This window comes from Marinobacter sp. DS40M6 (assembly GCF_028581595.1).
Classification (GTDB): domain Bacteria; phylum Pseudomonadota; class Gammaproteobacteria; order Pseudomonadales; family Oleiphilaceae; genus Marinobacter; species Marinobacter salarius.
In genome coordinates this window covers 343,583-364,460 of the sequence record NZ_JAFCAE010000003.1, presented here as the reverse complement: position 1 = coordinate 364,460, position 20,878 = coordinate 343,583, and the positions used below count along the sequence as shown (strand labels likewise).

The following is a 20,878-nucleotide window of genomic DNA, read 5'->3' as shown; positions in this document are numbered from 1 at the left end:
ACAAGGGTTCACAGGGATTGGGAGCGATGCTGGTTATTCTATTCTGGTTTGCGGCAATTGGAGCGCTTTTCAGCTACTTTATTTATCCATTGATTCTCCGCTTTATGCCCCGTCGTCCGGAAGCGGAGCGCGAGCATTCCCAGTCCGGTTCTCCACCGGCCGTTTCCCTCATCGTGACGGCTCATAATGAAGCCCACCGAATCCGTGACAAAATCGAGAACTGCCTGGCTTTGGACTACCAGGGCCTGGAAATCATTGTTGCTTCGGATGCCTCCAGCGACGAAACCGACCAGATCGTGGGCGAGTACTCTAATCGCGGTGTGAAGTTGGCCCGCGCCGAGGAGCGGAAGGGAAAGGAGCACGCTCAACTGCAGGCGATCAATACCGCAACCGGCGATATCCTGATCTTTTCAGACGTTGCAACGTCGATTCCCGAAGACGCGATTGGCCGCATGGTGGCTTATTTTAATGACCCCACTGTGGGCGCTGTGTCCAGCGAGGATCGCTTCATCAGCCGGGATGGCAGTGTGGTGGGTGAAGGTGCCTACGTGCGTTACGAGATGTGGCTGCGGGGCCTGGAATCAAAACGGGCAGGGCTTGTAGGGCTGAGCGGATCCTTCTTTGCTGCTCGCAAGGAAGTGTGCCAGGAAAACTGGGATATCTATTCCCCCAGTGATTTCAATACTGCCTTAAACAGTGCACGAAGGGGGCTGGTGGCTGTAACGGCGCCGGACGTCCTTGGGTTCTATCAGGATGTGGCGGACGCCTCGAAGGAGTATCAGCGTAAGGTGCGCACCATCATCCGGGGGCTGACGGCGTTGAGCCGGCATCCCGAGGTGCTCAATCCGTTCAGGTTTGGCCGTTTTGCGTTCCAGGTGTTCGGTCACAAGCTGATGCGGTGGGCCGTTCCGTGGTTTCAGGCGTTGTTGCTTTTGGTCTCGTTTGCCGTCGCGGGGAAGGGCGGTATCTACACTCTGGCATTACTGCTTCAACTGGCGTTTTATGGGTGTGTTCTGGCGGGGCATTTCGCGCCGGAGTTGCGTAAGCACACCCTGGTGAAGATTCCCTATTTCTTTGTTCAGGTCAATCTGGCGGTTGCCCACGCAACCGTGAGCTTTTTTGCCGGGCGCAGGATGACGGTATGGACACCCTCAAAGCGTTGATGGCCAATCGAGGTCTGTTCAATGAAGGGTAAGTTGCGCCCGGTCGGAAGCCCTGTCCCGTTTCCCCGTATTCGTGAGCGCCAGGAGTTGCCTTGGGCAGCGCCTTACCATACTGAGTTCATGGGCTCCGGTACTGAAGCGCTGTCACTGGCGGTTGCGATTGCCATTCGTCGCCATTCTCAGGTTTCTACACCCGAGGTGATTATTCCCGCCTACGGTTGCCCGGATCTGGTGTCGGCAATTGTTGCCCAGGGTGCCAGGCCGGTTTTGGTGGATTTGCTTCCGGATTGCGCATATATGAGCGATACCTGGATTCGGGAGGCAATAACAGCTTCGACGGTTGCCGTGGTAGGGGTGGGTTTCCTTGGCATTCCGGAGCGTCTGGAAGAGCTCTCGGGCATCTGCCGGGAGCACAATCTGTTTCTTATCGAAGACTCAGCTCAGTGTTTCCCGCCTGCAAGCGCCTTTAAACCGCATGCGGATCTTGTTGTGCTGAGTTTTGGGCGAGGAAAGCCCATCAACCTGATGGGAGGGGGCGCTTTGCTGGTTCGTACAGAACTTGCTGGCCAAGCGGAAGAGTCTGTTGCCCAGCACCCTGTGTCGGTGTTGAAGGTTGGGGTGGGATGGTTGATCAAGCGTCTCGTGTTTAACTTTCTGATGAGGCGATTACCATACTACGTGCTGGAGCGGCTGCCTTTACTGGGCATTGGCGAGACCAAATTTCACAGACTGGTCACCATTTCCCGTCTTGATCTTCCAGAGAGCGTCCTACAGGCTGGCCTGCGTGATTTTCAGTTACGACCATTGATCCATCAACGTTATGACACTGAGTTGGCAGGGCTTGAAGCTCGGGGATGGAAATGCCTGACCAGCGATAGGTCGGAAATGTCCCGTAACGATCTGCAGCAGCCGGTTCCTTTGCTCCGTTATCCCGTTCTGGCGCCCAGCAAAGACATGCGTGATCGGGCTATAGCGACTCTGAATTCGGCAGGCATTGGAGCAAGCGCTTTTTATGAGCGAACACTACCGCAGATAGACGGTGTCGAAGCGGAAGTTGAGGGTAGGGATTACCCGGTGGCCAGTGATTTTGCATCGCGTTTACTGACGCTGCCTACCCATGAAAACGTAACGTCCGCAGACGTTACGCTCATAGGTCGTATCCTTTTGAGTCTGAAGGAGTTTTAGTCGCGCCCTATTCAATCGTGCGTGTTGCAATCTCCGAGTACTCACTTGTCAGGCCATTGGAGTCAACCGCCCGGATCTTGAATTGCCACTCGCCGCTCTCCAGATCCTTGAGGATGTGGCTGTTGTGGCGTCCTGGTTCGATTGATACGGTATTCTCCGTTGCTGACGAACCGGTTAGCCTTATGGCATCCGCGATCACGTAGCCGTCTGAATCATTGTCTATTTCCACCACCGCTTGGGAACCTCCGCTGACAAAGGTTCCGAGCAGTTGCCAGGAGCCCCCGTTTTCCCGCTGATCAACCGTTACAGCTTCGGTAGTTTGTGAGCCGTTCGAAGACGTATAGGTGTACCTGTACTCCGCATCGGGTGCGCGCAATGGAGTGGATACCCAATGCCCGTAAAGCTCGTACTCCGTCCCTGAGCTAAGCTCGTAAACCTGCCACTGTGCACTGACTTCGCCAGAGCCGGGATTCATAATGAAATAGTTGTCGCCAATGAATCCGCCATAGCCTGTGGATTCGCGGCCGCCGCCATAAGAGACGAACTCGGAGTCTGTGTTATCGATGGTCATGTCCGCCGACGAAGATGCTCGCTGGTACGACAGTTCGTACTCGGCAATATCGCTTTGGCTGAGAGCGCTGCCATCGACTCTCTCGGTAGGAGCCTCCCAGGTCAGCAATACAGAGTTGCTGGCGAGGCCGCTGGTATCGTCGTTGGGGTCTGTATCAGCCAGGTATTCCTGAAAATTCGTCAGGCCGTCTGCGTCAGAGTCCAGCCCCGAGTCATCAACGGTGGGATCCAGGCCGTAGGCCACTTCGAAGCCGTCCGGGATACCGTCGGCGTCAGTATCGCCAATCGTTGGATCCGTGAGGAAAACAAACTCGTCTTTGTTGGAGAGCCCATCGCCATCCAGGTCCTGACCGGCATCAGACGGGTCGTCTGGGTTAAGCCCATATTGCCGCTCCCATTCGTCGTCAATGCCATCGCCGTCGCTGTCACCGGTAGCTGGAACGTCATCATCCTGATCGTCACCAATTCCAATCTCACGGAACATCACCGCATCGGCAACCACGTAACCGTCGGCGTCATCGCTGACGGTTACGCGCCCTGTAAGGGTGGACATTCGGTAGGTGCCGAGCTTCACCCATTCACCACTGTTTTGTCTCTGATCGACGGTGACCGTCTCCGTAACAAGGTTGTCCCGATCATCAAGGTAGTGAACGACGTATTTAACGTTGGAGCCCCTCAGCCCTGAGGAGGTCCACTTTGCATACACATCAAAGGTTCTGATGATGTTCAGGTTCCAGGTGGCAACATTATTGCCCGATCCGGGCGCAGATTGCAGATAGTGGTCGCCTTGGTAGCCAGAAACGGATGTAGAGCGGGTCCAGTTGCCCTCGGTGTAAAAGCCAATGCTATCGCCGTCGATAATATGATCGGCCGGGCCTCCGGCGGCGGGCGGTGGGAGATCGTCAACAGGCGATTGGGGTTGGATGGCACAACCTGCAAATAGCGAGCTCGTGATAGACAGAACTAAAATCGTCTTATTTCTGGCCATGGGAGCGTCCTCTGGCGACTGGGTTTAAAGATACGGACTTCTAGGTTCAAGCGTGTACTGAGACGCCGACGAATGTCTTTGAACGCGGATTCTTTTTGTTTTGTATCTTCGTTTTACTGGGTGAGTCGTCCGAAAGAACCTATGTCCGAAAATTTTGTGTTCGGACAATTACAAGTATTGTTGGTGGTTACGGTATTTTCTAATGCTTACTTCAATCGTTTTTGAATGTTAAATCGAGGTATATGCACTTAACGTATAAGTGTCCTATAAGTCGGAAGAGTAAGGGATAGTATAGATAAGCCTTGGTCCAGACCGAGCGCATTGCCGGAGGAGGTTTGTACCTAGAAACCAGTGGGCGGCTTGTATCCCCTGAGCCGCTTCTTCAAACCCACGAGCAATCTCCCCAGACCGAATTTAATGCCATCAAAAGGCGACTCACCAGGAAACCTCGGAGACACACCAAACCGCCGCAACAGTCGATTCAGCGAATGGATATAGGCCTGCCTGCGGGTGGTTTTGGTATAGAAGACAATGCCAATAGAAACCGTTACGCCGTTATCCGGGGTTACCCAGGTATTCTCGGTACGTGTTGAGTGGGGCGAGGTGCTGGGGAAATAGACACCTTCTCCGGGGCCAAGGTCCCACTCGTGGCGAGCGTCCATGAACTCGTCCTTCAGGATGACGTCGTGAAGGGAACCGTCGATGATGAAGCTTTCCACGGTATGGGCGGGAATGATGCCTCTGTCGTGGGAATCCCAGACGTTCATGATTTTACGGCCGTGTATCTGCAGCCAGAAGTTGTTCTCCCGGTCGATGTGAAAGGGCGTTACTGACGGAGGCGCGGAGATGAAAATGAACGCCTGCGGGCTGAAAATGCCAGGCTGCTCCCGATCAACCAGGTGCTCGACGGATGAGATAGCCTCGTTGACGAGACCGGCATACTGCGGGTCGGTTTCTGCATTGTACAGAGCCACCCAGGAGCCGGGTTCCGAGATGTTTGCAAAGACGTCGGAAAGATCGCGCCCGTCCGGGCTTTCGGCGTGATGAATGAACTTGGAACTCTGCTTGGCACCAGGGGCGATAAAGCGGCATTGTTTTGAGGGCAGCAGGCGGTGAGCCAATGCTTCCAGTTGATCAAGCTGGAGCAGAGGGTGTTCATAGAAGTTGTGCCCAAGGAGCGAGATGCTGTTTAGGGAAAAGTCCGTTTCGTCTTCAACCCAGACCTTGAACCTGCCCGTGGGTGCTGCAGGCTGATCGCTTTTCACTTGGTTTGCCGTTTCGGGAACGGCTATCTGTTCAGCTGTGTCCATGCTCGCCTGCTCCTACTCGGGATGGCGTAAAAAAATTATAGGTAGACCGCAGAAAGCCGTCAATTGGCCGGAACGCGAACCGAAGGGTTAGTCACTTCGGATCATTAACCGTGAAATAAAACCCGTGGTAGTGCTCTACGGTTTTCTCCAGATGGTAGGGGATTTCTATCCGGCGCGGGTTTTTCCACCGGTCCACCAATCGGTACCCTGCCTTTTCCATGTTACTCACCAGATTGGCCTGCGAGCTGATGTGATAGGGCACTTCGCAGACTTCCAGGTATTGCAGTGTCCAGAAGTCTTCCGTCGGGTGGGAGGGCAGGTTGTGGACCAACACATGCTTGGGAAGCCGTTGGAGCTGGCTCACGGTTTCGGCAATGGTGGTGTCCATGTATTGCAGTGTTCCTGCCGTCATGAAGATGTCTGCGGCGTCTTCCTCACCCATGTCGTTACTGTCGATGAATGCGAGCCGTGTTTCGTCTTTCTGGCTGGCGATTTTACGCCCGGCTTCGACGGCCGCCGGCAACTCTGCGATCACCCATTGGAGTCTGTCGGGGTACGAGAAAAAATTTTCAAAACTGTAGAACCCCTGGCCGATACTGCCGCCCAGTTCCAGTAGCCGTTGGGAAGGCTGCATCAGCCGGGAGAGCCAGAATAACAACGGGTAATCGATATCCAGCACCCGTTTGTCCAGTACTGGCAGCTCCTGCTCCAGATGTTCCCCCTTGTTTTGGTTGATGACGTCGTACTCGTTGGCCAACTGGCTGATGGCCTGCTGCTGGGCTTCGTGGAAGGAATCGTAAACGCCCCGGTAGGTAATGCCCAGCCGCTTCCTGGCCATGTGGAGGTAGAGGTCGTGACCATAGGGCAGCAGTTCGATGCTATTGATGATCCGGTTCTTCAAGGCTTTGTTCACTGTTGTCTCCTTTACGCAACGGATTGCGCCAGTGAGTCTATTCCGATGTTTTTATGGACAATGCTACGGAGGACGGGGTGTCTCCACCAAAGTAAACTCTGTTGGTGGCGACAAACGTATCCGAATCGCTATATTCGTCTTTGCCGGTGTTGAGGTTCCGCGCCAGGCGTGGAAAGTTGCTGCTTGAAATGTGGAACTCGAGCCGGTGTCCTTTCCGGAAGCGATAGGCAATGGGCCTCATTTCCAGTTCAACCCGATAGATGCGGCCCGGTTCGACGGGGCTTGGGTTGTCGATACCGTTCCGGTAACGCAGGCGGACGACGCCATCCTGGAGGTTAAAGGCCCTGCCATCCGGGTACTGGTCGACCATCTTGACGGTAAAATCCGTATCCTGGGCGTTGGTCGACACGTAGAGGACAACGTTGGCATTGCCAGCCAACTCCATGTCCTGCTCCAGTGGGTCACTTGCGTGAACCAACACGTCCTGACGTGACTTCAGTGGCCTCTGGTCGAGCGGCCCGGGTTTATCTTCCGGCCTGTAAGTACAGCAGATTGGCCCGCCGAGGGTGGGGACGGGATCTAAAGGGTCGTAGGTAAACTCTTCATACAACGGGCCACTTTGCTCAGGCTCGCTGTTTAGGTTCGTCTCCTTTACCAGGCGATTGCCCGGCATGAAATAGTGGCGTTGGTCGCTGGCATCGGCAGGCGGCCACTGCTCAGAGGTATTCCATTCCCCGGAATGGATCGAGTAATACTCGAAATCGGGTGGCAGGTCCGTTGGTTCGTCTTTCAGCCAATGATCAAACCAGTCGATGTAGGTTTGCCGGAAATCTTTGCCGGCGTAATCAAACGACATCTCACCAATGGTGACTTCCCCGGGCTTCAGTTTTCCGGCGCCGCAATGCACGCCTGGTGCGATCAGTACAGGCTGGGACTTCGCTCGGGGATGGCGGGCGTTCTCTGCCATGTGTTCGGCCAGCTTGAAGGTGTTATGGGCCGTTTGGTCGAACCAGTCGTTGATATGCAGTGTGGCCACCGAGAACTCGTCGGCCGGGTGGGTGTAGCCTTCTTCGTCCCACCAGTCGTCCGTTAAGGGGTGGCGAATAATGTCATCGAAGCCGGTTTCGTAGGGAACGATCTTGTCTGCAATCCCGGAAACGGGCAGGTGGGTCATATAGGTACGCATTCGCTCTTCGTAATCGTCGGGGCGTGGCGTTACCTTGAAATCCTTTGCGCCCTCAGCGGTGAACCACCCTAATGAAGAAGCCAGGTTCAACACGCCGTTTTCGAACACGCCAAAATAGCCAAACGTGTTCTTGACCTTGCCGGCGGCACCGCCGGCGCCGGACGCAATCATGGCGATGTGATTCGGGTGGTTGGCCGCGGCAAGAATGATCTGGCTTTCACCCAGGTAGGAGCATCCAAATGTTCCGATTTTGCCGGTTGACCAGGGCTGTTCAACCAACCATTCGATGGTGTCGTAGCCGTCTTGCTTTGCAGTCCAGTAGGGGCTCTTGTAACGACCCTCTGAGTAAAACCGGCCACGGACATGTTGTACGATCACGGCGTAGTTGTGTCTGACGAAGTGCCGGACGGTGCTGAATTCGATGCCGCCATAGGTGGTGCGAATGTATATAACCGGTTGGCGTTTGTTTCCAAGCGGCCGGTATACGTCTGTTGCAAGCTTCACACCGTCGCGCATGGGAACCATGACATTGCGGGCCCGTTGCATGTTTTCGCGCATGGGCATGGTGACATCGCCCAGCCATAGCTTTACGTCGTCTGCGCGATAGCCGAGCACGGCAAGGATGGCAATCAGGATCAGCGAACTGGTGATCAGGACGAATTTCATTCCGGTTTCAGGGTCTTCAAATGATCCAGTTGTTTATTGGCCCAGTCTGTAATGGTGCCGATCAGGCGTTGTCGGTGCACTTCGATGGAGAAGATGTGCTTGGCATTGGGCCAGAAGACTTCCTCGATAATGGGTTCAAGGCCTTTGATACCCATGGCAGAGGCGAACTGGCCAAGCTTGTTGTAGTGGTAGAGGGTTTGGCTGGTAAACACGGCCAGCACCCGGCCATCTTTCTCCACCAGGCTCTCGAAGCAACGGTCCATATCGTCTTCATTGGGCTCATCCCGCAAGTCCATGGGGGAACTGAGCAGCGATCGCTCCCCACTGGTATTTTGTTTCAGCCGGCGGGAGACAATCTTGTGGATATTCAACCATTTGTTTGGATTGGTCAGTTTCCGGAACAGTTCTCTCTTCGCGAAACCTTCGTCCTGCCGGGACACCGGGTCCAGAAGGATAAGCCCCTTGATGGATGGGTCCTGGGCGCAGAGTTTGATGCCGTTGTCGGCACCTGAACACAAACCGAAGATCAGCAGGGGCCTGGAGCCATAGAGCTTTTCGAGGGATTTCTTCATGAATGACCAGTCGAGGGCCACTGATTCCCGGTTGGTCATGGTTTCGTGGGCTGGGGAGTCCCCCTTGCCAGACAGGTCCACCCGCAACGCGATATAACCCAGTTCCGCGAGTTGGCGGCCGAGCAGTACATTCAGCCGATAGGGCTCCGCCCGGTGGGACAGGCCGGCGTTCAGCAGCACCACAATGGGGCTGTTGAAGGTGTCTTCAGGCTCGGAGAGAACGCCAATGCCGTGCTGGTGTTCCCCATAGGTGAATATCCGTTCCTTGATCATGCGAATACCCTGTCCAGTAATGCTTCGAGTACCGGTTTCTGGGTGATTACGCCGTCGTGGTAATACGGCCAATCGTAGCTGAGGCCGGGATAGGCGCAGTTGCTTAGTCCTGAGCTTTTGCAGAATTCCGGATCGGTTGAGACGGTGAAGCACAGGTCGGGGTTGTTCAGGGTACTCTCGGGAATAGCCAGTTCGCGTATGCCGGTTACCAGCCCTGAGGGAAGGTCGAAGTTCCTGTACTCTATGTTTTCGAAGGGAACATTGTTCTCGCGTGCCGCTGACTGATGCCGCTTGCGCAGGATGGCATCGATCTCATTCAGCCACTCAACGTAGCGTTCTCCGGACAGCACTGGATCCCAGAAAAGGAATTCCTTTACGGAGGCATGGTTAATTTGTGCCGCCAGCGTTGCACCAAACCGCACGCCTAATAACACCACATGGTTGGCACCGGAGACAGCGATGGCTTCATCAATCGCTTTTTGGATATCGGACAACCAGACTTCTATCGTTGCCTCGGACAGCAGTCCCTGGGATTCTGCCGTTCCGTAGTAGTCGAAGCGAAACGCATGATTCCCGCGCTCGGAAATGGCCACGGACAATTCCGACAAGGCCCGGTAAGTGCGCCGGTACTCGTCAAAAAGCGGCGGGCACACAACCACGACTTTTTCTGCATTGGGGTCCGTCGCAGACGAATAGCAGCCGAACAGGCGGCTGTTATCAAAGAAAAAAGGTTCTATCATTGCCCGTTACTTCCCGTCATGACTGAAACAGCTTCCTCCAGAACGGCTTCTTGGCGACCGGTGTTTTTGACTGGCTTGGCTCTGAGGGCGCCTCATTGATAAGTCTTTCAAGGTCCGCAACAAGTCCGGCAAAGGTCTCCTTGAGCGACTGTACCGTCTCTGAATCAGCAGAAGCCTCGTTGTAGTCAAACACGCCAATGAAACCACCAGGCTGGATCCGCACCCAGAATTCCACCGGGTACTCGGTGTTCAGTCGGGGCAGGTCCAGTTGCCTGAGCGCCAGGTCGGCAATGGAGGTTGGCCGGTTGCGGATGTCCTGAAAAGCAAAGCTGGCCTGGACAAATTCCGGAAACAGCTCCCTCTCGGCAGGCGTGTTACGGACGATATCAGCGTAGGTCACCGTCTGATGATCCAGTGTTTCCCTGAGTTGGTCGCCCAGGCTGGCAATGCGTTCCCGGAAGCTGGATGATGGCGCCTGAAGCAAACAGGGAATGGTGGTCACAAAGCTGCCTATCAGGTTGATCACGTCGGCGCGTTGACGGCCGGACGTGGGCACGCCAAGTACAATACGGTTGTCTTTGTGCGACCGGGAGATGGTCTCCGCGAACAGGCAGAACAGGATCTCGTGAAGTTTGAGCCCGAGTTCATTACCCACCTTTTCCACCATCGCCAGGCTTGCTTCCGGGAAGTTCAGGGTCTCCCGGGCACATTGGTTGGGTTTGGCGTCGTTCTCGTTCTCGCGGGCCCCGGATTCCAGGACGCCGGCAATCTTGGCCCTGTGGTAATCGACATCCTCTGTCGACGCACCTTTTTCAATTGACCACTCAGCGTAATCCCGGAACTCGAACGCCAGTTTGTTGGCCTTTTCCCGTTCCGTATTGCTTTGTACCAGATAGGCGTCCTCCAGTTCCTTGAGGAAGATATCAAACGACCAGCCATCGAAGACCAGTTGATGTGGCACGAACACGTAGTGGTAGCGGGCATCGCCCAGCACAAACAGCGTGGAGCGGAACAGCGGCCGGTCGAGCACCTTGAAGGGTTTGAACGCCAGGTCCCGTGAGCGTTTCAGCGCCGTTTGCTCGGGGTTATCCTCGCCGGTTAGGTCCACAACATCGAGTACGGGGACCTGCTTCACTGGCAGGATGCCTTGCTGGTAGCGGCTATCCACCTGGGTAATGACCGTTCGCAGCGCGGTCTGGCGCTCGAAAACCTTGATCAGGCTACGGGTGAACGTATCAATATCAAGGTTGCCTTCGAGGAACCAGGACGCGGGCAGGTTGTTACACACGTTGTCCGGGTAGGACAGCTGCCGCAGCAGCAGCCGGGTCTGTTCATGGCTCAGCAAGCGCCGCTGGGCCGTGGGCAGATCCGCCGGTGAGTCTTCGTGCCCGGCGGAGGCCGGCGTGCTGTGGGAGACTTTCTCGGCGATTTCACTCAGGCTGAGCCCGACGATGTCTTCCGGGGTCAGTTTGATGCCGGTCTGGCTCTCTATCCTGCGGATGGCCTGCAGCGCGAGCAATGAGTGCCCGCCCAGGCTGAAGAAGTTGTCCTCGCGTACAATCCGGGACTTGGAATTGAGTACGTCGGACCAGACATCGGCAAGCATCTCTTCGGTCTGGTTTGCCAAGGCGGAGGCCTTGAGAATACTGGACTCTCGAAGTTCCGGTTTGGGCAGGCGCCGCCGGTCCATCTTGCCGCTAGGGCTCAGGGGTATGCTATCGATGGCAATGATGTATTGAGGGATCATGTACGCTGGCAGCAGTTTTCGAAGTTCCTTGCGGATGCTCACCACATTGGGCACGTCTCCGGATTCCGAAACCACACAGCCAACGATGCGTGCGTCGCCCGGTGCCAGTTCCCAGACATACGCGCAGGCGGATTTAATGTCAGCGCAGGCGGCGAGGGCGGACTCAATATCACCCAATTCAATGCGGTAGCCGCGAACCTTCACCTGATCGTCCATGCGGCCCAGATGCTGAAGGTTGCCATCGGGAGTCCATTTCGCCAGATCTCCGGTGGCATACAGCCTTCCGTGGAGGGGATGGTCAATGTACTTCTCTGAGGTGAGATCGGGCCGATTGTGGTAGCCCGTTGCCAGCCCAAGGCCGCCGATGTACAGCTCGCCAGGGCAGGACAGGGGCACCGGATTGCGTTCCCGGTCAAGAATGTGCACCTGGGTATTGTGGATAGGTTTGCCGATGGAGATCAGTTTGTCGGTCAGGCGCAATGGGTGGCAAGTGGACCAGACGGTGGTTTCCGTCGGACCATACATATTCCACAGTTCGTCCAGGCACCCGAGCAGATCCCGCACCAGATCCTGGGGCAGTGGTTCCCCGCCACAGAGCCCCTTCATCCTGACCCCATCCTGCCGCCAGTCGGTATCCAGCAGCATGCGCCAGGTTGCCGGGGTTGCCTGCATGATTGATATCTGGTGATCGAGAATCAGCCGGCGCAGTTTTTCACCGTCCTTTACGCTGTCCTTGTCGGCGATCACGGTTGTGGCGCCCTGAGTCAGGGGTAACAAAAGCTCCAGGAAGGAGATGTCGAAGGAGAAGGTGGTGACCGCCAGAAGCCGGTCATTGGCTGTGCAACCGGGTTTGTCCGACATGCTCTCAAGAAAGTTAATCAGAGCCCGGTGAGGAACCAGCACGCCCTTGGGTTTTCCGGTGGAGCCGGAGGTGTAGATAATATAGGCCGTTTGCTCCGGGTCGATTCTTACCGGTGGCACGGGGGACGCTTCGGCTGACGCCGGTTCAATTGCCTCATTGATATCGACTTTGAGGAGGTTCACGCCGGCGATGGCCGCAGGCGTCTGTGAGTCGACGATGACAGCGGAAGCTTCCGAGTCCTCAATCATGTACTGCAATCGAGCCTCCGGAAAGTCCGGGTCCAGGGGCAGGTAAATCGCACCCAGCTTGAGGATGCCGACAATAGCGGCCAGGGCAGCGTCCGAGCGCTCGACACAGACCGCCACCGTATTGCCGGCCGCAATACCTTGGTTGGCAAGGCTGGCGGCCACGGCATTACTGCGTTCATCGAGCTGCGGGTAGGTCCAGCTACGGTCACCGAAAGCGCATGCGAAGGCATCGGGCGTGGCTGAGACATGGTGCTGCAGGGCGTCGATGACCGTTCCATGGGGCATGTCGCGCTGGGTGTCGTTGGCGCGCTGAACCACGTTCGGTTCCTGTTCCGCGAGGGCAATGCTACCCACGGCAATCTCAACATCCGCCGTGGCGGTCGCCAGTATCCTTTCCAGGGCCTCAAGCCAGGACACGATGGTGGCCTCGCTGAACAATGCCGTGGAGTAAGTGGCTTCGATGGTGAGGCTGTCGGACGACGGCAGGATGTTCAGGAACATCTCGAAGTTCTCCGCTGCGCGGGGCACGGTCCGGACTTTGCCTTCTATATCGCCGAACTGGATGGACTCCAGGGGCTGATCGATGTTGAATATGGTATTGATCAGCGGAACACGGGTGCGGTCGACGTTGATCGCTTCTATGAGCTTGCCGAACGTGAAGTTTGAATGCTCGGAGGCATTGAGCACTTCGGACTTGACCTGTTTGCACAGCTCAGAAAACCGCGTGTCCGGGGTCAGTTGGGCCCGGATTGGCAGCAGGTGAACCATGTGGCCAACCTGCTTCAGTCGGTTCTGTGTGGCCTGGCCTGCAACGGGGAGCCCCACCACGATGTCGTCGCTGGATGTCAGGCGATGCAGCAGCACAAAATAGCTCGCCAACACCATGTTCACCATGCTGACTTTCATAGCGGCTGCTGTCTTGGGCAGGCGTTTGGCAAGCTCCGGGTCTATTCGGTAATCCAGCCGCGTCGCCTCAAAGGTTCGAAAATGGGGCCGCGGGTAATCCAGGGGCAGGTCCAGGTTTGGCGGCACTTCGGCAAAACGATCGCTCCAGTAGTCGTTGTCGATGTTGCTGATTTCTTTGGAATCCACCATTTCCGCGTAATCGAAGAAGGAGATATCCGCTCCGCTGTCGTCCGATTGAGCGCGTTGACTGCCATAGGATTCGGCCAGTTCGGTCAGCATCAGTCCGATTGACCAGCCGTCACAGACAATATGATGGGCGGCCAGCACCAGTTCGTGGGTGTTGCTGTCGAGCTTCATCAGCCATGCGAACAGGAGAGGGCCTTCCTCCAGATTCATGGGGGAGATGGCGATGTTCTTCCAGAGATCTCTAATGGCAGCTTCCTGTTCGCTCGGAGTGCCGCCACTGAGGTCTTCCACCTCCAGCTGGAATGTGGAGGTGTCGTGCAGGCAGATTTCCGTGCCGTTCCTGGAAAACGTTGCCCTCAGAATATCGTGCTTTGCGATAAGGTCATCAAAACACTGGCGGAGCAGATTGGCATCAAGATTGCCGGAAAGCTTAACGGATACGGCCTCGTTAAAGGCGGTGTTGGCAACGTCGCTAAGCTGGGCAGAGGCGATGATTTCCCTTTGCGGCCCTGTTGCGGGAGCAACCCGCAACAGTTCACCACCGGCGAACGGATTGAAGCTGGCGGAACTCATGGGCGGCCCACCTCCACATATGCGCCTTTATTGTCAGGGTCTTCAATGAAGTAAGCGGGCTCTCCTTTCTCATTTTTTCCCAGCCTGGCACCTGCGGGAATGCTGCTGTTGCCACTCAGATACTTCTTGGCCGCCACTTGGTCGCCCTCGAGCAGGCCGTTGACGATGAGGTTCGCCAGGGCCGACTTGAACGCCTGCAGTATTTTCTTCACATCTTCGGTGGAGTGCTGGGTTGTCAGGAAGTTTGGGCGGTACTGCTGGATGTGGATGCCGTCGAGCGTCATCGACAGGAACAACAGGTGCCCCCAATGAGACGTCGGGGGAATGGAAATGTAGAACAGCGAGGCAAACTCCTCGAAGCTGACATTGGACTTCAGTTGCTCGATGAAGGCCTTGGCTTCCCTGGCCATGGCGGTGGTTTTTTCTTCCAGCGCCGGGTAAATCGAATCGCCGTCTTCCTTGATCTTGGTAAGTACCGCTTTGGCAACTGCCAGGGCCAGCGGGTGCCGCACAAAGGTTCCGGCGAAGAAGGTCACACCCTGCTCGGGGATGGAATCATCGCCAAACTCCCAATAGCCCCCGTCCATCGCGTCCAGGTACTTGGCTTTGCCGGCGATAATGCCGATGGGATAGCCGCCGCCGACGACCTTGCCGTAGGTCATCATGTCGGCATCAACATCGAAGCGTTTGCGAATACCGCCGGGGCCAACGCGGAAGCCGGTCACTACCTCATCGAGGATCAGCGCGACGCCGTTTTCTTTCGTAATCCTGCGGATTTCCTGGATGTATTCCTTGCTGTGGAACTGGGGCTTCCTGCTTTGCACCGGTTCCACCAGTACAGCGGCGATCTCGTCACCCAGTTTTCGGATCTCATCCAGGCTGCTCTGCTCGCCCCAGGGCAGGAGTATCATGTTTGAAGTTGCTTCCCTGGGCACTCCTGGTGCGGCGGGAAGAGCCTTGTGGTCTTTACCGACCCGCATGACCACTTCATCGTGAATGCCGTGGTAGGAGCCTTCGAACGCCACGACCTTGGTGCGCCCGGTGACCGTGCGGGCAACCCGGAGAGCGCCCACGTTTGCCTCAGAGCCTGTACAGGCAAAGGTGCATCGCTCATTACCGGTAAGTTCACAGAAGAGTTCAGCGACTTCTCCCGCCAAAGGGGATTGCGGACCGGTTTCCACGCCGCGGTCAATCTGGGCCTTGGCAGCGTTGGAAATGAAGTCCGGTGAATGCCCGAACAGAATCGGGCCGAAGCCGTTGGAGGTATCAATAAGCTCGTTGCCGTCGATATCCCAGAGTTTCGATCCTTTCGACTCCACCGTGACAATCGGGAAAATGACTTCTTTCCAGCCCGGATTGAAGCCGGAAACACTTCTCGGATCGGCCAGGTGTTTCCTGTGCTTCTGCGTGTAGCTCTTGGACCCTGCGTATTTTTCCTGGTATTTCGTCATCAACCGGTCAATCCATTCCCGCTGTGCGGAGGTGACTTCGGTATTGGTTTTCTCCCGTGTGATACGAGTGCCAGGGGTGTGGGCCGGTTTACTGGGTGTGTCGTCGGCGCTCTCGTTGGCGCTTGCCCGCTCCTTGTTTGCAGCGGCAGCGGCAGCGGCAGCGGGCGCTGGCGTGGATGCGGCTGCCTGTTGGGTTTGCGGAACACTCTGCGCCGTTGAAGCCCCCTGTCGCCCAAGGGCCTGAAGTTGCATCTGCATAATCTGCAACTGCGCATTCACGATATCCTGTATATGGCCACCGGAAGTGGGCATTGCAGTGCTGAAATCAACACCGGAGGGCATGGACATTTGGCTGCCATCAGCAGGCTGAGGCTGACCAGCTGCCTCCTGAGACGGTGGTGCGGCCTGGGTGACGACCTCGGGCTCAACCTGGGAGGCAATGAACTCCGAGATCAATTCCAGGGAGGTGTATTCTTCCACAAGATGTCTGAATGTGATCCCGAGTTTAAACTGCCGCTCCAATGCAGTCGCGACCTGGGTGAGCAACAACGAATCCAGACCAACCTCACTGAAGTGTGAGGCCGGGTCTGCGTCGCCCAGTTCATACCCCGACACGTCTTCAATGATGGCCATGACATCGGCGCGGATTTTTTCGGAATGCTGTTTTGAGTCCATTTTAACGTCCTGTGTAACCGGGGTTGCCGGATTAGCCAGATGAGACAGTTGCGAAGCTGCCGCGGTTGAAGGGGCGACGCTGTTGGTCATGTTTGCGGGGTCGTTGTTGACCGGGCCGAGCCAGAACGAGTCGTCCGAGAACGCGTAGCCCGGGAGCCGTTCCTTGCAAACCCACAGCCCCTCAAAGTAACGGTTCCAGTCCAGGGCGTGCCCATCGACCCAGAGCTGGCCAATACTTCGGTAAATGTCATCTTCCGCGTTCTCGTCGGTGCCCTTGCTGGTGAGAGCGGGATAGGCGTGAATACCTTCAAGCTCCCGGTGGCTATTCGCCAGGTTGACCAGGGTGTTGCCGGGCCCGACTTCCAGGAGACTGATTCGTTCGCCATCGTTTTCATGACGGAGGCTGAGAGCCTGCAACGCGCTGGAAAACAGCACCGGGTTTCTGAGCTGTTGCGACCAGTACCGGGGCGACATCGCCTCCTCATCCGTCAGCAGTGCGCCCGTCATGGTTGAATAGATAGGGATGGAGGGCGCCTGCCGTTGAATCGTGGATACGAATGCTTCGAACTCGGGAACAATGGGGTCCATCATCGACGAGTGGAACGCATGGCTGGTCTGCAGGATAGTGCTGGCGATCTTCCGGTCGGACAATTCGGCGGAGATCGCCTTGATGGCCTCCTGCTCACCCGAGAGCACCATAAGGCCAGGCGCATTCACCGCAGCCACCTCAGCCCGCTGGCCAACGAGTTCTTCGATGTCATCCGGGTTTGACCGCACAATGAGCATTTTTCCGGCCGGCATGCGTTGCATGAGGGCGCCCCGGGTGGCAACCAGAGCCACGGCGTCCTCAAAGCTGAAGATGCCTGCAAGGGCAGCGGCGGCGAATTCGCCAATGCTGTGCCCGATCAGAAACGAGGGCGCAACGCCATGCTCTTCCAGGTAGTTTGCCAGTCCGAATTCGAGCAGGAACAGGGCCGGTTGCACGAAGGAAGTCTGGTTGACCAGATTGTCATCGGCATTCTGGTCGCCTTCGGCGAACAGGATGCCGCGTATGTCCACCCCACTGGTTTTCAGTACGATCTTGCAACCGCGATCAAAGGTCTCCCGATAAGAGCTGGCGTTCTCATACAGCCACTTGCCCATATGTCTGGCCTGGGTACCCTGGCCAGAGAACATAAAACCGACACTCTGGTTGGGGTTGTTACCAGCCTGGCCCTTGGCGAAGGATACACCCTGGCCGAGTTTCTCCATGGTGGAGGGCAGGTCACCGCCGAACACGATCGCCCGATGATCGAAGTGCTTGCGACCATGGATCGAGGTATGGGACACATTCGACAGCAGGGCATCCTTCCGGTTGCTGAAGTAGTCGCAATATCGGGCGATCTGTCGCTCCAGTGAGGGCTTGCTCTTGGCCGATAGCAGTATCGGGAAACGGCGCTCTGGAGTGATCTCTTTAGGCAGCTCGGGCGCCTTTCCGGGAACGTATTCCTCCAGGATGACGTGGGCATTGGTACCGCCCACACCAAGAGAGGTAACTGCCGCCCGGCGGGGGGAGGGCAACTTCCAGGCCTCCACTGCCGTATTGACGTAAAAATGGGACTTTTCCAGTTCCAGCTTCGGGTTTGCGGTCTGGAAAAACAATGTGGGCGGTATCTTGTTGTCACGGACGGCCAGAGTGGATTTAATCAGGCTAGCCAGGCCGGCGGCATGGATGGCGTGCCCGATGTTGGATTTAACAGAACCGATCGCGCAGGTTTTCTCCCGGGTATTCTCTGAGGAATAACAGCGCCTCAGTGACAACACTTCAATGGGGTCGCCCAGTGGCGTCGCAGTGCCGTGGGTTTCAATGAAACCGACGGAGGAAGGTTCGATGGCAGCGCGGGCAAGGGCATCCTTATAAACAGCCACTTGGCCGGCCACACTGGGTGCGGTGAAGCTGGCCTTCTGTTCGCCGTCGTTATTTACTGCATAGCCTTTGATGACGGCGTAGATAGTGTCGCCATCCCGTTCCGCCAGGTCTCGACGTTTCAGGACGATGGCGCCGGCACCGTCGTTGAACGTAGTTCCCGTGGCGTCCTGGTCGAAAGGTCTGCAATGGCCATCTTTCGAGAGCATGCTGCCTTCCTGGTAGGCGTACCCGCGCTTCACTGGCGTCGAGATGGACACACCTGCGGCGATGGCTTGCTCACATTGGCCGTTGTCGATCGCTTCACAGGCCTGTGCCACTGCGACGAGTCCCGTGGAACACGCCGTAAAGACGTTGATGCTTGGGCCCTTCAGGTTCAACTTATAGGAGATGCGGGTGCTCAGCAGGTCGGGCTCGTTGGCGAGACCACAGTTGAGAACACCGTAGCTATCAATAATCTCCTTATTTGGCAGAACATACTGCTGGTAATAACGAGCCCAGTTCATACCAGCGAACACGCCGGTGCGGTATTGGGCATCGCCCGGAGGAATGCCGGCGTCCTCAAGGGCGTGCCAGCTCAGTTCCAGGAGAATACGCTGCTGCGGATCCATCACCCGGGCTTCTATCGGTGAGATACCAAAGAACTTGGCGTCAAAGCGGTCGTAACCCTCGACAATACCCTTGGCTTTTACATACGCGGGATTGGAGCGTTCTTCTGCACTGACGTCGGGGCTCAGTTCGTCATCGGTAAAGAAACTGACGGTTTCCTTGCCCGCAAGTAGGTTCTGCCAGTATTCCTCCAGATTGTTGGCGCCGGGAAAGCGGCAGGCCATGCCAATGATGGCAAACTCGTTGTTGTTCCTGTCGCCGCGCCGTGCCGATGCTTCAGTGTCATCAGCATTGGAACGGGTTGCAAAGAAATTCGCTTGCTGCTGGATCGTCGGGTGCTCGAACACAAACGTGGCACTGAGCTCAACCTCAAAGGTGCGTTCCAGCAGGGTTGCGAGTTTCAGGGCTTCTAGTGAGGTGCCGCCGGCATCCATGAAGTTGTCGGTATCTTCGACCGGGCGGTTCAGTATGGTGTTCCAGTTTTCCTGGATGCGGTCCTTGGTGACTCTGGAGGCCTGTGGGGCGTCTTTTGGCGCCGTAGCGTATGGGTCCGGAAGGCGGGCTTCATCCAGTTTGCCGTTCTTGTTCTTCGGCAATTCGGACACCTGGACAATAAAGTGGGGAATCATGTAGGCCGGGACAACCTCAGCCAACGCCTGGCGGACGGATTGTGTGCTGAAGCCCGATTCCGACACCAGGTAGGCGGCGAGTCGCTTCTGTCCTTGTGGTCCAATTCGAACAACGACCCGAGCCTCTGTGACGAACTCAAGGTTGTTCAATTGGTACTCAATTTCGCCTGGCTCGATGCGGTGCCCGTCGATTTTAACCTGCTTATCTATTCTGCCTAAATAATCGTAGCTACCATCGTCGTTGAGTTGCCCCAGATCGCCTGTCCTGTAGCCGGTTCGCGACCGGCCGTCATTGGCTTTCACCTGAATGAACTTCTCAGCGGTCAATTCCGGCCTGTTGAGGTAACCCAGTGCGAGGCCATCGCCGAAGGCAATGAGTTCACCGGTCTGATCTGGACCCTCAAGAATGTTCAGCTCTGAATCGACAAGAGCACATTGGGTACCGGGAATGGGAAACCCAATAGGAATTCGCTTGATATCTTCCGGCAGAGGCCTGGGTATCGGGAATACGGTGGTAAACGTTGTATTCTCGGTGGGCCCATAGCCGTTGAACAGGGCAGTGTTGGGCAGGTGTTCGAGTGCTTTCCTCACATGTGGCACTGAAAGCGCTTCGCCTCCTGTCAATAACTGTTTAACAGGCTTGAGGTAGTCAGGGTATTCGGCGATGAACGTGTTAAACAGCGAGGCAGTAAGCCATAGAGTGCTGACATCACGCTCCAGGATAACGTCCCGGATGCAATTGGGTGTCAGTACGCCGGTCTCTGGGTGTAGTACGCAGGTGCCACCATTGAGTAGGGGGCCCCAGAGTTCCAACGTGGAAGCATCGAAACTCAGGGCTGATAACTGAAGGAACGTCTGCTCTGGTGAAAATGATATGAAATCGGTGCTGGTGACCAGCCGAAGTATTGCGCGGTCGGGTACCACCACACCTTTGGGCTCTCCGGTCGAGCCGGAGGTAAACATGACATAGGCTGGCCGCTCGCTGTTTTCAGGGATATCCGGTATTTCCACGTTACTTTGCGGGGAATTACGGGTATTTATCCATGAAATATCAAGGTGATTAAGTAAATCAGATCCAGGAGCATTAATTCCAAACTTTGCAGATACAGCTTCAGTGATGAAATGTTGACGTTCTTTTGGGTAATTAGCGTCAATAAATACGTAATGAGCGCCACAAAAAAGTACACCCAATAAGTTGGCGCATAAGTCGGGGTGTCTTTCTGACGGAAGTATGACCGAAGAGCCTTCTTCTACACCTGCTCTTGCCAACTCGCTGGCAATCCTCCGGGCTTTGTCGAATAATTCGGTATAGGTGAGTTTCTTCCAGGTCTGATTGTCTCGCCACGCTACGGCGGTGCGACCGGGGTGGTGCTGAGCGACTTCAATAAAACGGGCGATGACGGTTTGTTGGCTACTGCTGGCGGTCATGACAAAACGTCCTGTTTGACAATCGTACCTATAAGATCCAATGAAGTGGCGCTGCAGCTTTTTTTAAAACCCTTGGACATAAATGTCGATGG

The 20,878-nt window shown here is 56.1% G+C and carries 10 protein-coding genes; 2 read left to right on the top strand and 8 right to left on the bottom strand.

Translation table 11 applies throughout. From position 1 onward, the window contains the following. The first annotated feature begins 26 nt into the window (after nucleotides 1–26). Both JJO78_RS09290 and JJO78_RS09285 read left to right on the top strand, forming a co-directional pair. Nucleotides 27–1,163, top strand: a complete 1,137-nt coding sequence (locus JJO78_RS09290) for a glycosyltransferase family 2 protein (RefSeq protein ID WP_273623460.1) — start codon at nucleotides 27–29, stop codon at nucleotides 1,161–1,163. A 21-nt stretch (nucleotides 1,164–1,184) separates the two neighbouring features. Then, nucleotides 1,185–2,348 carry a DegT/DnrJ/EryC1/StrS family aminotransferase gene (locus JJO78_RS09285; RefSeq protein WP_273623458.1) on the top strand — a complete coding sequence of 388 codons (1,164 nt, stop codon included), beginning with the start codon at nucleotides 1,185–1,187 and terminating at the stop codon, nucleotides 2,346–2,348. A 7-nt stretch (nucleotides 2,349–2,355) separates the two neighbouring features. On the opposite strand, the gene JJO78_RS09280 is transcribed toward JJO78_RS09285, so the two are convergent. The 8 genes from JJO78_RS09280 to JJO78_RS09245 form a co-directional block, all read right to left on the bottom strand. Continuing rightward, nucleotides 2,356–3,906 carry a golvesin C-terminal-like domain-containing protein gene (locus tag JJO78_RS09280; protein ID WP_273623456.1) on the bottom strand — a complete coding sequence of 517 codons (1,551 nt, stop codon included), beginning with the start codon at nucleotides 3,904–3,906 and terminating at the stop codon, nucleotides 2,356–2,358. Between the two features lie 341 nt (nucleotides 3,907–4,247). Further along, nucleotides 4,248–5,216 (bottom strand): JmjC domain-containing protein, encoded by a 969-nt coding sequence (locus tag JJO78_RS09275; protein ID WP_273623455.1) that lies wholly within the window; start codon nucleotides 5,214–5,216, stop codon nucleotides 4,248–4,250. A gap of 91 nt (nucleotides 5,217–5,307) precedes the next feature. Continuing rightward, entirely contained in the window at nucleotides 5,308–6,129 is an 822-nt protein-coding gene (locus JJO78_RS09270) for a TIGR04325 family methyltransferase (protein ID WP_273623454.1), read from the bottom strand. Nucleotides 6,130–6,166: 37 nt separating this feature from the next. Continuing rightward, on the bottom strand, nucleotides 6,167–7,981 hold the full coding sequence (locus tag JJO78_RS09265; protein WP_273623453.1) for a CocE/NonD family hydrolase: 1,815 nt from the start codon (nucleotides 7,979–7,981) through the stop codon (nucleotides 6,167–6,169). Continuing rightward, complete coding sequence (locus JJO78_RS09260; RefSeq protein ID WP_273623451.1) at nucleotides 7,978–8,826, bottom strand: serine aminopeptidase domain-containing protein; 849 nt, start codon at nucleotides 8,824–8,826, stop codon at nucleotides 7,978–7,980. The genes JJO78_RS09265 and JJO78_RS09260 overlap by 4 nt, the downstream gene beginning before the upstream one ends. After that, nucleotides 8,823–9,566, bottom strand: coding sequence for a hypothetical protein (locus JJO78_RS09255; protein WP_273623450.1), 744 nt, complete (start codon nucleotides 9,564–9,566; stop codon nucleotides 8,823–8,825). The genes JJO78_RS09260 and JJO78_RS09255 overlap by 4 nt, the downstream gene beginning before the upstream one ends. A 16-nt stretch (nucleotides 9,567–9,582) precedes the next feature. Then, nucleotides 9,583–14,088 carry a non-ribosomal peptide synthetase gene (locus JJO78_RS09250; RefSeq protein ID WP_273623449.1) on the bottom strand — a complete coding sequence of 1,502 codons (4,506 nt, stop codon included), beginning with the start codon at nucleotides 14,086–14,088 and terminating at the stop codon, nucleotides 9,583–9,585. After that, nucleotides 14,085–20,786: a polyketide synthase gene (locus JJO78_RS09245; RefSeq protein ID WP_273623447.1), complete on the bottom strand. Its 6,702-nt coding sequence runs from the start codon at nucleotides 20,784–20,786 to the stop codon at nucleotides 14,085–14,087. Before JJO78_RS09245 ends, JJO78_RS09250 begins: the two co-directional genes overlap by 4 nt. Between the last annotated feature and the right edge of the window lie 92 nt (nucleotides 20,787–20,878).